The organism is Streptomyces sp. NPDC001604, from assembly GCF_042893475.1.
Taxonomy (GTDB): domain Bacteria; phylum Actinomycetota; class Actinomycetes; order Streptomycetales; family Streptomycetaceae; genus Streptomyces.
In genome coordinates this window covers 48,074-62,315 of the sequence record NZ_JBIAUY010000006.1, presented here as the reverse complement: position 1 = coordinate 62,315, position 14,242 = coordinate 48,074, and the positions used below count along the sequence as shown (strand labels likewise).

Sequence of the window (14,242 nt, the reverse complement as noted above, 5' to 3'; positions counted from 1 at the left end):
TACTGGCTTTCCGGCTGCAGTTGCTCCGCGCTGTTCAGGAGGGGACCGACCGATGTTGTCGACAGGACTGCCGCAGGGTGCGGTACCCAAGCTCGAACGGCCCGGCCCGCTGCGCGACCGCGTCTACGAGGCGCTCCTCGAACTGATCACCACGCGCGCCCTGCAGCCCGGCCAGCACCTCGTCGAGAGCGAACTCGCAGGCCACCTAGGGGTGTCCCGGCAGCCCGTACGGGAGGCGCTGCAGCGGCTGAACAGCGAGGGGTGGGTCGATCTGCGGCCCGCCCAGGGCGCGTTCGTGCACGAGCCCACGGAGGAGGAGGCCGACCAGCTCCTCACCGTCCGCACGCTGCTGGAGGCCGAGGCGGCCCGGCTCGCCGCCGCCAACGCGGGCAGCGCCGGCATCTCGGTCCTGGAGGAGCTGTGCGCGGAGGGCGAGAAGGCCGTCGCCGCGGACGACGTGGACGGCGCCGTCACGATGAACGCCCGCTTCCACGCGAAGATCATGGAACTGGCGGGCAACGCGGTCCTCGCCGAACTCGCCGCCCAGGTCGACCGTCGGGTGCGCTGGTACTACACACCCATCGCCCGGCAGCGCGGCCGACAGTCCTGGATCGAGCACCGGGAACTGATCGCCGCGATCTCCGACCGTGACGAACAGCGGGCCACCCAGCTGATGAGGGAGCACACCGAGCACACCCGGCGGTCGTATCACGGCCGGGCGAAGTCCTGACCGAGGCCACGGAAGGTCAGGTTCGCACGAGATCCCGAGGCTCCTCGCTCACCGCGCACGAGCGTGCCTCCACGGCCAGCATGACCACCAACACGCCCACCAGGGCGAGGAGTTCGGCGACCGCGGACAGATGGATGCCGAGCAGTGCGGCGGCCAGGGGGACCGGGGCGGCGGTTGCCCGGAAGCGGACGGGACGCAGGCGCAGGACCGTCCGGAAGGCCGCGTCCCCCGCGAGGAAGAGCGCCACGCCCCCCGCGAGGGCCAGGGCGGGGCCGGTGTGCAGGTGTTCGGTGAGGTGGCCCAGGGTCTTCTTCACACCCGTGGCCAGGTAGGCGATGCCGAGCAGCATCGGCAGGAAGGCGTAGTAGTACGCGTTCATCGCCAGGCGCCAGCGACTCGGTGCCGGCGTGTTCCGGAACGCGGCCTCGGCGGCCTCCTCGTCCCTCACGAAGTACGTCCACCACAGCGCGACCGCGAGCGCCAGCGACAGGAACGCCCCGCCGAACAGGCCCGGGGTGAGCGGCAGTTCGCCGATCCCGGTGCCGATCGCGATGACGGACTCGCCGAACGCGACGATCAGCAGCAGACCGTGCCGCTCCACGAAGTGCGCCGGGTCCAGGCTGCCCAGCTGGACGCGTACGGCCGCGGCCGAGCGCCCGTCGGCCCGGCCGGGGCCGTGCTCGGCCAGGAACGGCGTCACGAACTGCAGGAGCAGCGCGAGCAGCCACAGCCCGTCCGCCGCGAGCCCGTCGAGGAAGCCCGCCGCCGTGACGGCCAGCGCCGCCAGCGAGTTGGGGACGCCGTACCAGATCGCGTCCAGGCCGTGGCTGCGGGTGTAGAGGGCGGTGTGCACGACCACGACGGCCAGGAAGCCGAGCCCGAAGACCACGCCGGTGTCGTCGAAGACGCGCGGGATCGCCAGCGCGCACACCAGGAACGCGCCCATGCCCAGCATCAGCAGCAGCCGCCGGGAGGGGCGGTCGGGCGGGACCTGGTTGGTGAGGTAGGCGTAGGCGCCGTACATCCAGAACAGCACCACGAAGATCAGCGCGACACGGCCCGCCGTGGCGAACGTCAGGTCACCGGCGAGCAGGACGCTGAGCTGGGTGAGGGTGAAGACGAAGACGAGGTCGAAGAAGAGTTCCAGCGACGTGACCCGGCGGCCGGGCTCCTCCACTGCGGTGTTCATGTGTTCCCCGGTGCTCATGCGTTCCCCCTGAACCGATGCTGACCAGATCGTATGGGGCGGCGGGCACTTGTGTTGCGCGACGGAGGGCCAACTCCCGTGCGCAGCTCGGTGACCAGGTCGATCTGTCCTCCTCAGCGCCGGCATCGGCGTCCCGGGACCGGTCACGTGAATCTCATGGCGACGGGGGCCCTTTCGAACCCCTCGACTACGGCTGCGCGGTGAGCGCCTCGCCCACCACTGGCAGACCGAACACGACCAGTCGACCGAGTCGTTCACCATCGCACGCTGCTCCAGCGTCTACCTGCACTCACCGCGCGAGAAGTGCTGACGCAGACATGGGCGCGTACCCATGAGGCGGCCCTCCCGGCAATCCCGGGGAGGGCCGCCTCACGCGCACGTGCCGTCAACCTGCGGGCTGCGGCTGCGGAGTCAGCGCATCCGAGCTGCTGCGCCCCGGCTGCCGCAGCAGCAGGGCGATCGCCGCTGCGACCATCGAGACGCCGCCGGCCAGCGCGTACGCCCCGTTGTAGCCCCAGGCCGCGACCACCATGGATCCGAGGCCGCCGCCGAAGAGGCCGCTGACCAGCTTTCCGCTGTAGACCAGGCCGTAGTTGGTGGCGTTGTAGTTCTCACCGAAGTAGTCCGGGGTGAGCGCCGCGAACATCGGGTAGAACGCGCCGCCGCCGAAGCCGGAGAGGAAGGCGAAGAACAGGAAGAGCCACTCGCTCTTCATCTCGCCCGCCAGGATCACACCGAACTGGGCGAGGCCCAGGACGACGATGACGAACACCAGGGTCGACTTGCGGCCCCACTTGTCGGACAGCCAGCCCACCACGCCGCGTCCGATGCCGTTGATGACCGCCATGACACCCATGGAGGACGCCGCCACCAGAGGGCCGAAGCCGACCTCCTTGGCGTAGTCGACCTGGAAGGAGATCCCGAAGATCGACACACCGGCGGTCATCACGATGGAGATCCACATCAGCGGCAGCATGCCCGTCCTGATGGCCTCCTTGGGCGTGTACTGCTTGGTCGCGGGCGGGTTCTTGGCGAGGCTGTCCGCGCTCTTCCGGGCCCCGGAGAAGGTCAGCGGGTCGATGTCCGCGGGCCACCAGTTCTTCGGCGGGTCCTTGAAGAAGAACGCAGACCCGAACACCACGATCATGATGTAGCAGCCGATCAGGTCCAGGACGCGGTGGTAGTTCCCGGTGTCGAAGGCGTAGTTGAAGATGAAGATGAACGGCAGCGACCCGTAGGCGAAGCCGCCGTTGACGAAGCCGGTACGGGCGCCGCGGCGCTCGGGGAACCACTTGCCGACCATGTTGATGCAGGTCGCGTAGACCAGGCCGGCACCGAGCCCCCCGATGACACCGAAGCCCAGGATCGCCAGCCACACATTGCTCAGATGCGACAGGGCGAGAAATCCGACCAGGCACATCCCGGAGCCGGTGTACATGGCCTTGCGGGCCGTCAGGATGCCCTTCTCGCGCAGCCAGCCCGCCGGGAAGGCGATGCCGGCCTGGAAGAACACCCAGACGCTGAGGATCCAGAAGGTGTTGGACTGCGTCCAGCCGTGCGCATGGGACAGCGTGTCCTCCGCGGAGCCGTACGCGTATTCGAAGACGCTGATGGCCATCATGGCGATCCACGGGAGGTACACCATGAGCTTGCGGGAGTGGCCGAGGATGTCCCGGTCGGTCTCGCCGATGCGGTAGACGCGGCCACGGGCGTCGGTCACTTCACGGTAGGGACGGTTCGCGGCTGTCGGATCGGCCGAGAGCGGGTCTGCGGTCATGCTTATGCCATCTCCTCGCCGAGCGGGTGCGGGTTGGGGACGATGCGCCGGGCCTTCGGCCGGCCCGGGGACTTCAGGAAGAGTGCCAGCACCGCGGAGGCCAGGCCGACGGAACCCGCCAGCACGAACGCGCCGTGGTAGTCCCACGCGCCGACGACGACCGCGCCCAGGCCGGAGCCGAGGAGCCCGGAGACCAGCTTCGAGCTGTAGACCATTCCGTAGTTGGTGGCGTTGTTGTTCTCGCCGAAGTAGTCCGCCGTCATGGCGGCGAACAGCGGGAAGATCGCCCCGCCGCCGAATCCGGAGACCATGGAGCAGAACAGGAAGAACGGCATGCTGCCCGTCTGGCCGGAGACCAGCACGCCGAACTGCGCCGTGCCGAGCACGATGCAGATGATGATGAGTGTGTTGCGGCGGCCGTAGCGGTCGGAGATCCAGCCGATGACACCGCGCCCGGTGCCGTTGACGACGGCCTTCAGGGACATCGCGGTGGCCACGATCCCGCCCGCGAACCCCATGTCCTTGCCGAACGGCACCTGGAAGGCGATGCCGAAGATGTTGATGCCGGCCGTGCACAGCAGACAGAACCACATCATCCACAGGACGGGGGTACGGGCGGCCTCCTTGGGGATGTACTGCTTGACGGCGGGCGGGTTCTTCTCCAGCGCCCGGCGGATCTTCGGGTCGTCGGTCATCCTCAGCGGGTCGACGTGCGCGGGCCACCAGTTCTTCGGCGGATCCTTGAAGAACCAGCCGGCCGCGGCCACCACCAGGCACAGCACGATGCCCACACAGGCGAGCACGGTCCGGTAGTTGCTCAGATCCATGTACGAGGTGAACAGGAAGACGAAGGGCACGGACCCGTAGGCGAAACCGCCGTTGACGAAGCCCGTTTTGCCGCCCTTGCGCTCCGGATACCACTTCCCGACCATGTTCACGCAGGTCGCGTAGACGAGTCCGGCGCCGATGCCGCTGCACATGCCGAAGCCGACATACGCGACGGCCACGTTCGGCGCGAACGCCAGCGACAGATAGCCCAGCAAGGTGCCGACGGCGCCGATCATCATCGCCGTACGGGCGGGCAGCCTGCCGCTCTCCCGCAGCTGCCCGGCGGGGAAGGCCACGGCGGCCTGGAAGAACACCCAGACGCCCATCAGCCAGAAGATGTGTCCGCTGCTCCACAGGTGAGCCTCGTGGAGCGTGTCCTCCGCTGATGTGAACGCGTACTCGGCGGAGCTGATGCCCATCATGCCCACCCAGGGCAGGATGACCATCCACTTGCGTGGTCGGCCCAAGACGTCGGTATCGGACTCCCCGATCCGGTACACGCGGCCGTTGCGATCCGTCACCTCCCTGTAGGGGACGGACGTCGAGTGGTCGGTGGTTGTCATCGCTCAGCACCCCTTGCATCGAAAGCTCTGGCCAGCGCCCCCTGTCCAATGCCTTTCGCGTGCGCACGGGTCCCGGGGCCGGCCGACCGCACTGTCGGCCGGCCCCGCGCTTCGCTCACCTCATGAACCGCCCCCCAACATCCCGCCCGTCTCCCGCCACCGCCCTGTCGGACGGGCCTTCGGCCCGCAGCTTTGATGCCGCCCGCGCCCACCGGTACTTCGCACCGAGCACGGCCACCGGCTTCTCGGTCGTGTACGGGTAGGCCACGACCCCTCGCTCGTAGAGGTACTGGCAGGCCTCCTCGACCTCGACGTCACCCGCGAGGGAGGCCACCACGGGCTTCTCGATGCCGCGTTCGCGGAATTCGGCCACCACGCGCGCGGTGAGCTCCGCGAAGACCATCGGGGGCGTGACGATGGTGTGCCAGTAGCCGAGGACGAGCGCGTGGATGCGCGGGTCCTGCAAACCCAGCCGGATCGTCGCCTCGTACGTCGACGGCGGCTCGCCCCCGGTGATGTCGACCGGGTTGCCCGCGGCCCCGAAGGGCGGGATGAACTTACGGAAGGCCTCGTCCAGGTCCGGCGGGATCTCCATCAGGGACAGGCCGTTGTCGGTCACCGCGTCGGACAGCAGCACACCGCTGCCGCCGGCCCCGGTGATGATCACGACGTTGTCGCCCTTGGGGGCGGGAAGCACCGGCAACGCGCGCGCGTACTCCAGCATGTCGTTCAGCCCGGGCGCCCTGATGACACCCGCCTGCCGGAGGATGTCGTCGTACACGGCGTCGTCGCCCGCCAGCGCCCCGGTGTGCGAACCGGCCGCCTTTGCGCCCGCCGCCGTACGGCCCGCCTTGAGCACCACGACCGGCTTCTTCGGCACGGTCGCCCGTGCGGCCTCCACGAAGGCGCGGCCGTCCTTGAGGTCCTCCAGGTGCATCGCGATGCTCTCGGTGTGCGGGTCCTCGCCGAACCAGGTCAGCAGGTCGTCCTCGTCCAGGTCCGACTTGTTGCCCAGGCCCACGATCGCCGACACACCCGTCTTCGTGGTGCGCGCGAAGCCCAGGATGGCCATCCCGATGCCACCGGACTGCGAGGTCAGCGCGACACCGCCCTTGACGTCGTACGGCGTGCAGAACGTGGCGCACAGGTCCTGCCACGTCGAGTAGTAGCCGTAGATGTTCGGCCCGAGGAGGCGCACGCCGTGCCGTTCGGCGATCGCGACGATCTCCTCCTGGAGCTCGTGCTCGCCGGTCTCCGCGAACCCGGAGGGGATCAGCACGGCGTTCGGGATCTTCTTGCGGCCCACCTCCTCCAGGGCCGAGGCCACGAACTTGGCGGGGATCGCGAAGACCGCCACATCCACCTCACCGGGAACGTCCGTGACACTCTTGTACGCCTTGCGGCCCAGAATGTCATCGGCCTTGGGGTTCACCGGATGGATCTCTCCGGCGAAGCCGCCGTCGATGAGGTTGCGCATCACCGAATTGCCGATCTTGCCCTGCTCGCCCGAGGCACCGATCACGGCGACCGACGAGGGCTGCATCAGACGGCGCATGGACGTGAGGATCTCCTCGCGCGTGTACGTGCGCCGAGGCTTAGGCACCGACTCGGCGAGGATGACGCGGATGTCCGCGGCGACCGCGCCCTCCGGGGTGGCGATCACCGGGTTGAGGTCGACCTCCGCGATCTCCGGGAAGTCCGCGACCAGTTGGGACACCCGGCGGATCTGCTCGGCGATCGCCCACCGGTCCACGCCCGCCTGCCCGCGCACCCCGTGCAGGATCTCCGCCGAGCGGATCGAGTCCAGCATGGACAGCGCCTCGTCGGCGCTCACCGGCGCCAGCCGGAACGTGACGTCCTTGAGGACCTCGACGAGCACCCCGCCGAGCCCGAAGGCGACGACCTTCCCGAACGTCGGGTCGGTCACCGCGCCGACGATGACCTCCTGCCCCCGCGGGAGCAGTTCCTGCACCTGCACGCCCTCGATGCGCGCGGACGCGTCGTAGGCGCGCGCGTTCTCGATGATCTTGTGGAACGCGGCCCGGACGTCCGCGGCGCCCTCGACGCCGACGATCACACCGCCGGCGTCGGTCTTGTGCAGGATGTCCGGCGAGACGATCTTCATCACCACGGGCCCGCCGAAGCGCGCGGCGTACGAGACGGCCTCCTCGACATCGGTCGCCAGTTCCTCGCCGGGTACGGCGATCCCGTATGCGTCGGCGATCACCTTGCCCTCGGGTGCGGTGAGCGCGGTGCGCCCCTCGGCCCGCACAGTGTCGAGGAGCGACCGCACCCTCAGCTCCCGGTCTTCGGCCATCACGTCAGATCACTCCGTTCGACTTGAGCAGGCGCAGTTCCTCGTCGCCGAGGCCGAGTTCGCCGATGTAGACCTCTTCGTTGTGCTCGCCGAGCAGGGGTGAACCGGTCACCTCGACGGGGGAGTCGGAGAGCTTCAGCGGGCTGCCCACGGTCGTGAACTCGCCGCGCTCGGGGTGCGGGACGGTGACGACCATCTCGTTGGCGATCAGCGAGTCGTCCTCGATGATCTCCTTGGTGGACAGGATCGGACCGCACGGGATGTTGTGGGCGTTGAGCCGCTCCAGCACCTCCCACTTGGGAAGCGTGGAGGACCACTCCTCGATCAGCTGGAACATCTTGTTGAGCTTGGGCAGCCGAGCCTGGGGAGTCGCCCACTCGGGGTCATCGGCCAGCTCCGGCCGGCCGATGAGCTCGCTGAGCGGCTTCCAGCCGACGGGCTGAACGATGACGTACACGTAGTCGTTGGGGCCGCCCGGCGCGCACTTGACCGCCCAGCCGGGCTGACCGCCGCCGGACGCGTTTCCGGACCGGGGAACCTCCGTGCCGAAGTCGTCGTTGGGATATTCAGCGAGCGGGCCGTGGGCCAGGCGCTGCTGATCGCGCAGCTTCACCCGGCAGAGGTTGAGCACAGCATGCTGCATGGCCACGTTCACCCGCTGACCGCGCCCGGTGTGCTCCCGCTGGAACAGCGCCGCGAGTATCCCCGCCACGGCGTGGACGCCCGTCCCCGAGTCCCCGATCTGGGCCCCCGTCGCCAGCGGCGGCCCGTCCTCGAAACCGGTGGTCGACATCGACCCGCCCATGGCCTGCGCGACGACCTCGTACGCCTTGAAGTTGGTGTACGGGCCGTCCCCGAACCCCTTGATGGAGGCATAGACGATCCGCGGATTGATCTCCTGGATGCGGTCCCAGGTGAAGCCCATACGGTCGACCGCGCCCGGTCCGAAGTTCTCGACCATGACGTCGGAGCGCCGGATCAGCTCGGTGAGGATCTCCTTGCCGCGCTCGGTCTTGGTGTTCAGGGTGATGCTCCGCTTGTTGCAGTTGAGCATCGTGAAGTAGAGGGAGTCGACGTCCGGGAGGTCGCGCAGCTGCCCCCGCGTGATGTCACCGGTCGGCGCCTCCAGCTTGACCACGTCCGCCCCGAGCCAGGCGAGCAGCTGGGTGGCGGAGGGCCCGGACTGGACGTGGGTCATGTCGAGGACGCGGATGCCCTCAAGTGCCTTGCGGGTCACGGGCGTTCACCTCACTTGTACATCGTCTGGTTCATGGTTCCGGGGGCGTACGCGTCCGGGTCGACCCAGACGTTGATCAGCGACGGTTTGCCCGACTCACGGGCACGCCGCAGCGCCGGGCCGATGTCGGCTGGGTCGCGGACCTCCTCGCCGTGACCGCCCAGCATCTGCGCGAACTTGTCGTAGTGGACGTCGCCGAGGGTGTTGCCGACCCGCTCCCGCTCCTCGCCGTACTTGGCCTTCTGGCCGTAACGGATCTGGTTCATCGAGGAGTTGTTGCCGACGATGCCGACGAACGGCAGGTCGTAGCGGACCAGGGTCTCGAAGTCCCAGCCGGTGAGGGAGAAGGCGCCGTCGCCGAAGAGGGCGACGACCTCCTTGTCGGGCCGTGCCTGCTTGGCCGCGAGGACGAAGGGGATGCCGACGCCGAGGGTGCCGAGCGGGCCCGGGTCCATCCAGTGCCCGGGTGACTTGGGCTGGACGACCTGTCCGGAGAAGGTGACGATGTCGCCGCCGTCGCCGATGTAGATCGAGTCCTCGGTGAGGAAGTCGTTGATCTCGCTGACCAGGCGGTACGGGTGGATCGGTGAGGCGTCCGACTTCAGGCTCGGCAGCCGCTTCTCCAGGGCTGTCTGCTCGGCGGCACGCAGTTCGTCGAGCCACTCCTTGCGCTTGGCGGCGCCGCCGTTGAGGCGTCCCGAGGCCGCCTCGGTCACCGACTTCAGCACCAGCCCGGCGTCGCCGACGATGCCGAGGTCGATGTCGCGGTTCTTGCCGACGGTCCGGTAGTCGAGATCGATCTGGACGACCGTCGCCTCGGGGGACAGCCGCTTGCCGTAGCCCATGCGGAAGTCGAAGGGTGTGCCCACGATCACGATGACGTCGGCGTTGGAGAAGGCGTACCGGCGCGACAGCTGGTAGTGGTGCGGGTCGCCGGGCGGGAGGGTGCCGCGACCCGCCCCGTTCATGTAGGCGGGGATGTTGAGGGTCCGTACGAGCTCGACGGCCGCCTCGGTGCCGCGGGTCGTCCACACCTGGCTGCCCAGCAGGATGGCCGGCTTCTCGGCGTGCACCAGCAGGTCCGCGAGCTTCTCGATCGCCTCGGGATCCCCGGCCGAGCGCGTCGAGGCGCGGTAGGCGCCCGCCTTCGGCACGCGTGCCTTGCTCACCGGCACCTTGGCGTCCAGCACGTCGCGCGGGATCTCCAGGAAGGAGGGGCCCGGCGCGCCGTGGTAGCACTCGCGGAACGCCATCGACACCATGTCCGCGGCGCGCGCGGTGTCCGGTACGGCCGCCGCGAACTTGGTGATCGGCGTCATCATGTCGACGTGCGGCAGGTCCTGAAGGGACCCCATCTTGTGCTGGCTGAGGGCCCCCTGGCCGCCGATCAGCAGCATCGGGGACTCCGCGCGGAAGGCGTTGGCGACACCGGTGACGGCGTCCGTCGTGCCCGGGCCCGCGGTGACGACGGCGCAGCCGGGTTTGCCGGTGAGGCGGGCGTAACCGTCGGCGGCATGGGCGGCGACCTGCTCATGGCGGACGTCGACGACCTCTATGCCCTCGTCTACGCAGCCGTCGTAGATGTCGATGATGTGGCCGCCGCACAACGTGTAGATGCGGTCGACCCCCTCGGCCTTGAGTGCCTTGGCAACGAGATGACCACCGGAAATCACGTCCTGGGTGTCGTCGGGCATGGCGAAGTCCTGTCCCTTCGTAGGGGGTTCGAACTGCTCTCGCGGTACATTGCATACAGTCGACGAATACTGTATGAACCTTGTTATCCCGCATCCGGTGGGTGGTGTCCAGGGGGCGTGCGGCACTTTTGAGTCAGGAGCCGGAATGGACCTGTACGAGCACCAGGCAAGGGAACTCTTCGAAGAACACGGCATCCCGGTGCCGAGGGCCGAGGTCACCGATTCTCCCAAGAAGGCCCGTGAGATCGCCCGCGCACTCGGTGGGCGCGTAGTAGTGAAAGCTCAGGTCAAGGCAGGCGGGCGCGGCAAGGCGGGCGGTGTGAAGCTCGCCGCGGACCCAGCCGCCGCGGAGCTCACCGCCCGGCAGATCCTCGGTATGGACATCAAGGGCCACACGGTCCGCAAGGTGATGCTGGCCCAACCCGTGGACATCGAGACCGAGTTCTACGTCTCCTATGTGCTCGACCGCGCGGCGGGCCGCTTCCTCGCCATCGCCTCCGCCGAGGGAGGCATGGAGATCGAGGAGGTCGCCGCAAGCCGACCCGAGGCGGTGGCCCGTGTCCACATCGACCCGGCCGAGGGCGTCACCTCGGCGAAGGCGAACGAGATGGCCGAGGCGGCCGGACTGCCCGCGCAGACGGTCGACGTCCTCGTACGGCTGTGGGAGGTCCTGGTCCGCGAGGACGCCCTCCTCGTCGAGGTCAACCCGCTCGTGCGGACCGCGCAGGGACAGATCCTCGCGCTCGACGGCAAGGTCACCCTCGACGACAACGCCCGTTTCCGGCAGGCGCGTTGGGGCGCGGAGCACGTGGAGCACGACGACCCCCTGGAGACGGCGGCCGCCGCCAAGGGCCTCAACTACGTCAAACTGGACGGCGAGGTCGGCATCATCGGCAACGGCGCGGGCCTGGTCATGTCGACCCTCGACGTCGTCGCGGGCTGCGGCGCCCGACCCGCCAACTTCCTCGACATCGGCGGCGGAGCCTCCGCCCAGATCATGGCCGACGGGCTCTCGCTCATCCTGTCCGACCCGGCCGTCAAGTCGGTCTTCGTCAACGTCTTCGGCGGGATCACCGCCTGTGACGCGGTCGCCGACGGCATCGTGCAGGCCCTGGACAGCGTGCAGTTGACCAAGCCGCTGGTCGTGCGGCTCGACGGCAACAACGCCGCCCGCGGACGCGCCATCCTCGACGAGCGCGCGCATCCCCTGGTCCAGCAGGCCACCACCATGGACGGCGCCGCCGGCCGTGCAGCCCAACTCGCCACCAGCGGCTGAAGGAGCCCGACATGGCCATCTACCTCACCAAGGAGAGCAAGGTCCTCGTCCAGGGCATGACCGGCGGCGAGGGCATGAAGCACACCCGGCGCATGCTCGCGGCCGGCACGAACGTCGTCGGCGGCGTCAACCCGCGCAAGGCGGGCCGCACCGTCGACTTCGACGACCGCGGCGTCCCCGTCTTCGGATCGGTCGCCGAGGGCATCCATGCGACCGGCGCCGACGTCACCGTCGTCTTCGTGCCGCCCGCCTTCGCGAAGGCGGCCGTCGTCGAGGCCGCCGACGCCGGCATCGGCCTCGCGGTCGTCATCACCGAGGGCATCCCCGTCCACGACTCCGTCGCCTTCCACGCCCACGCCAAGGCGAAGGGCACACGCGTCATCGGCCCCAACTGCCCGGGCCTGATCACCCCCGGACAGTCCAACGCGGGCATCATCCCGTCCGACATCACCAAGCCGGGCCGCATCGGCCTGGTGTCCAAGTCCGGCACGCTCACCTACCAACTCATGTACGAACTCCGCGACATCGGCTTCTCGACATGTGTCGGCATCGGCGGCGACCCGGTCGTCGGCACCACGCACATCGACTGCCTGGCCGCCTTCCAGGACGACTCCGACACCGAACTGATCGTCCTCATCGGCGAGATCGGCGGCGACGCCGAAGAACGCGCCGCCGCATACGTCCGCGAGCACGTCACCAAGCCCGTCGTCGGCTACATCGCCGGTTTCACCGCCCCCGAGGGCAAGACGATGGGGCACGCCGGCGCGATCGTGTCCGGCTCCTCCGGCACCGCACAGGCGAAGAAGGAGGCCCTGGAGGCGGCCGGGGTGTGTGTGGGAAGCACACCGACCGAGACGGCGAAACTTGTGCTCGCATGTCTCGAACGCGGGCGCGCGGCCGCTCATAGTTGATGTGAGGCGACTGTGACGCGCCACCGCGCGCGTCACGGCGTCCTTCGTACGACGTCCGCGCACGGCAGTGCGAGCCGGCGCGCGACGAGCCATGCACCCCCCGCCCCCGACTGTGCACCGAGAGCGGAGAAACCCCTATGGCAACCACCCTCACCCTCAAATCAGGCACGTCCTGGGCCGACGCCTGGCAGCGCTGCCTGTCCGTCGCCCCGGAGGCCTTCCGGGACGACCGCGTCCTGAACCTCTGGAACGCCGCCTGGCAGGCCGACGGCCGGGCCCTGCCCGCCACCAGCCCCGTCGACGGCAGCCCCATCGCCGGCCCGCCCCGCCTCGACCGCGAGACCGCACACCAGGCCGTGCGCGCCTCGCTCGACCAGCACCGTGCCTGGCGGCACGTCCCCCTCGACGAGCGCCGTGCCCGCGTCGCGGCCACCCTCGACGCCCTCACCGAGCACCGCGAACTGCTCGCCCTGCTCCTGGTGTGGGAGATCGGCAAGCCCTGGCGGCTCGCGCAGGCGGACGTCGACCGGGCCATCGACGGCGTGCGCTGGTACGTCGACGGCATCGACACCATGCTCGACGGGCGCACCCCGCTGGACGGCCCGGTGTCCAACATCGCGAGCTGGAACTATCCGATGAGCGTGCTCGTTCACGCCATGCTGGTCCAGGCACTGGCAGGCAACGCGGTGATCGCCAAGACCCCGACCGACGGCGGCCTCGCCTGTCTGACCCTGGCCTGTGCACTCGCCGCGCGTGAGGGGATTCCCGCCACCCTCGTCAGCGGCAGCGGGGGCGAGCTGTCCGAGGCGCTGGTACGGGCACCCGAGATCGGCTGCGTCTCCTTCGTCGGCGGCCGGGACACCGGAGCGGCAGTCGCCACGGCCGTCGCCGACCTCGGCAAGCGCCATGTACTCGAACAGGAAGGACTCAACACCTGGGGCATCTGGAACCACTCGGACTGGGACGCGCTCACCGCGGTGATCCCGAAGCTCTTCGACTACGGCAAGCAGCGCTGCACGGCGTACCCGCGCTTCGTCGTCCAGCGGCAGCTGTTCGACGAGTTCCTGGCGGCCTACCTCCCGGCGGTGCGCACGCTGAAGGTGGGACACCCGCTGGCGGTCGAGCAGGGCGACGACCCGTACCCGCAGCTGGACTTCGGGCCGGTCATCAACGCGGCCAAGGCCAAGGAGCTGCGCGACCAGGTCGCCGAGGCCATCGACCGGGGAGCGGTCCCGCTGCACCGCAGCAGCGAGGCCGACGGCCGGTTCCTGCCCGGCCAGGACACCTCGGCATACGTCCATCCGGTGACGCTGCTCAACCCGCCGCCGTCCTCGCCCCTGCACCACGCGGAACCGTTCGGGCCGGTCGACAGCATCGTCCTGGTCGACACGGAGGCGGAGCTGCTGGCAGCGATGAACGCGTCCAACGGTGCGCTGGTGGCCACGCTGTCCACGGACGACCGGGCGACCTTCGACCGGCTGGCCCCGCAGATCCGGGCGTTCAAGGTCGGCCACGGCAAGCCGCGCTCCCGCGGCGACCGCGACGAGCTGTTCGGCGGCTTCGGCGCGTCCTGGCGCGGCGCCTTCGTCGGCGGCGAGCTACTGGTGCGCGCCGTGACCCAGGGCCCGGCGGGAGAACGGCTGCCGGGGAACTTCCCGGACTACCACCTCATGCCGTGACAGAGGGCCGGGTGGCGTCCTCG

General features: G+C 69.3%; 10 protein-coding genes and 1 pseudogene. 5 read left to right on the top strand and 6 right to left on the bottom strand.

The annotated features are described in order from the left end of the window. The first annotated feature begins 52 nt into the window (after positions 1-52). Positions 53-730, top strand: coding sequence for a GntR family transcriptional regulator (locus tag ACFY1E_RS18655; protein ID WP_389077084.1), 678 nt, complete (start codon positions 53-55; stop codon positions 728-730). A gap of 16 nt (positions 731-746) precedes the next feature. Here the strand turns inward: ACFY1E_RS18655 and ACFY1E_RS18650 are convergent, their stop codons facing one another. After that, entirely contained in the window at positions 747-1,937 is a 1,191-nt protein-coding gene (locus ACFY1E_RS18650; RefSeq protein ID WP_389077082.1) for a low temperature requirement protein A, read from the bottom strand. A 190-nt stretch (positions 1,938-2,127) separates the two neighbouring features. Here ACFY1E_RS18650 and ACFY1E_RS18645 point away from each other — a divergent pair. Beyond that, a pseudogene (locus ACFY1E_RS18645) lies at positions 2,128-2,247 on the top strand (sugar phosphate isomerase/epimerase); the annotation flags it as partial. A 75-nt stretch (positions 2,248-2,322) separates the two neighbouring features. On the opposite strand, the gene ACFY1E_RS18640 reads toward ACFY1E_RS18645, so the two are convergent. The 5 genes from ACFY1E_RS18640 to ACFY1E_RS18620 all read right to left on the bottom strand — a co-directional run bounded on the left by ACFY1E_RS18640 (position 2,323) and on the right by ACFY1E_RS18620 (position 10,353). After that, positions 2,323-3,714, bottom strand: coding sequence for an OFA family MFS transporter (locus ACFY1E_RS18640; RefSeq protein ID WP_389077079.1), 1,392 nt, complete (start codon positions 3,712-3,714; stop codon positions 2,323-2,325). A gap of 2 nt (positions 3,715-3,716) precedes the next feature. Beyond that, positions 3,717-5,105, bottom strand: a complete 1,389-nt coding sequence (locus tag ACFY1E_RS18635; protein ID WP_389077077.1) for an OFA family MFS transporter — start codon at positions 5,103-5,105, stop codon at positions 3,717-3,719. Positions 5,106-5,220: 115 nt separating this feature from the next. Further along, complete coding sequence (locus ACFY1E_RS18630; protein ID WP_389077806.1) at positions 5,221-7,422, bottom strand: acetate--CoA ligase family protein; 2,202 nt, start codon at positions 7,420-7,422, stop codon at positions 5,221-5,223. A 4-nt stretch (positions 7,423-7,426) separates the two neighbouring features. Beyond that, the gene (gene frc, locus ACFY1E_RS18625; RefSeq protein ID WP_389077075.1) at positions 7,427-8,659 is read right to left on the bottom strand and encodes a formyl-CoA transferase; all 1,233 of its coding nucleotides are present in this window, start codon (positions 8,657-8,659) and stop codon (positions 7,427-7,429) included. 11 nt (positions 8,660-8,670) lie between these two features. Further along, complete coding sequence (locus ACFY1E_RS18620; protein ID WP_389077072.1) at positions 8,671-10,353, bottom strand: thiamine pyrophosphate-binding protein; 1,683 nt, start codon at positions 10,351-10,353, stop codon at positions 8,671-8,673. A gap of 145 nt (positions 10,354-10,498) precedes the next feature. On the opposite strand from ACFY1E_RS18620, the gene sucC reads away from it, so the two are divergent. From sucC to ACFY1E_RS18605, 3 genes are all read left to right on the top strand, one after another. Continuing rightward, complete coding sequence (gene sucC / locus ACFY1E_RS18615; RefSeq protein WP_389077070.1) at positions 10,499-11,629, top strand: ADP-forming succinate--CoA ligase subunit beta; 1,131 nt, start codon at positions 10,499-10,501, stop codon at positions 11,627-11,629. A gap of 11 nt (positions 11,630-11,640) precedes the next feature. Next, a complete protein-coding gene (gene sucD / locus ACFY1E_RS18610) occupies positions 11,641-12,540 on the top strand; it encodes a succinate--CoA ligase subunit alpha (RefSeq protein ID WP_389077067.1) in 900 nt (299 codons plus the stop codon). 137 nt (positions 12,541-12,677) lie between these two features. Beyond that, positions 12,678-14,219, top strand: coding sequence for an aldehyde dehydrogenase family protein (locus ACFY1E_RS18605; RefSeq protein ID WP_389077065.1), 1,542 nt, complete (start codon positions 12,678-12,680; stop codon positions 14,217-14,219). Positions 14,220-14,242 lie beyond the last annotated feature (23 nt).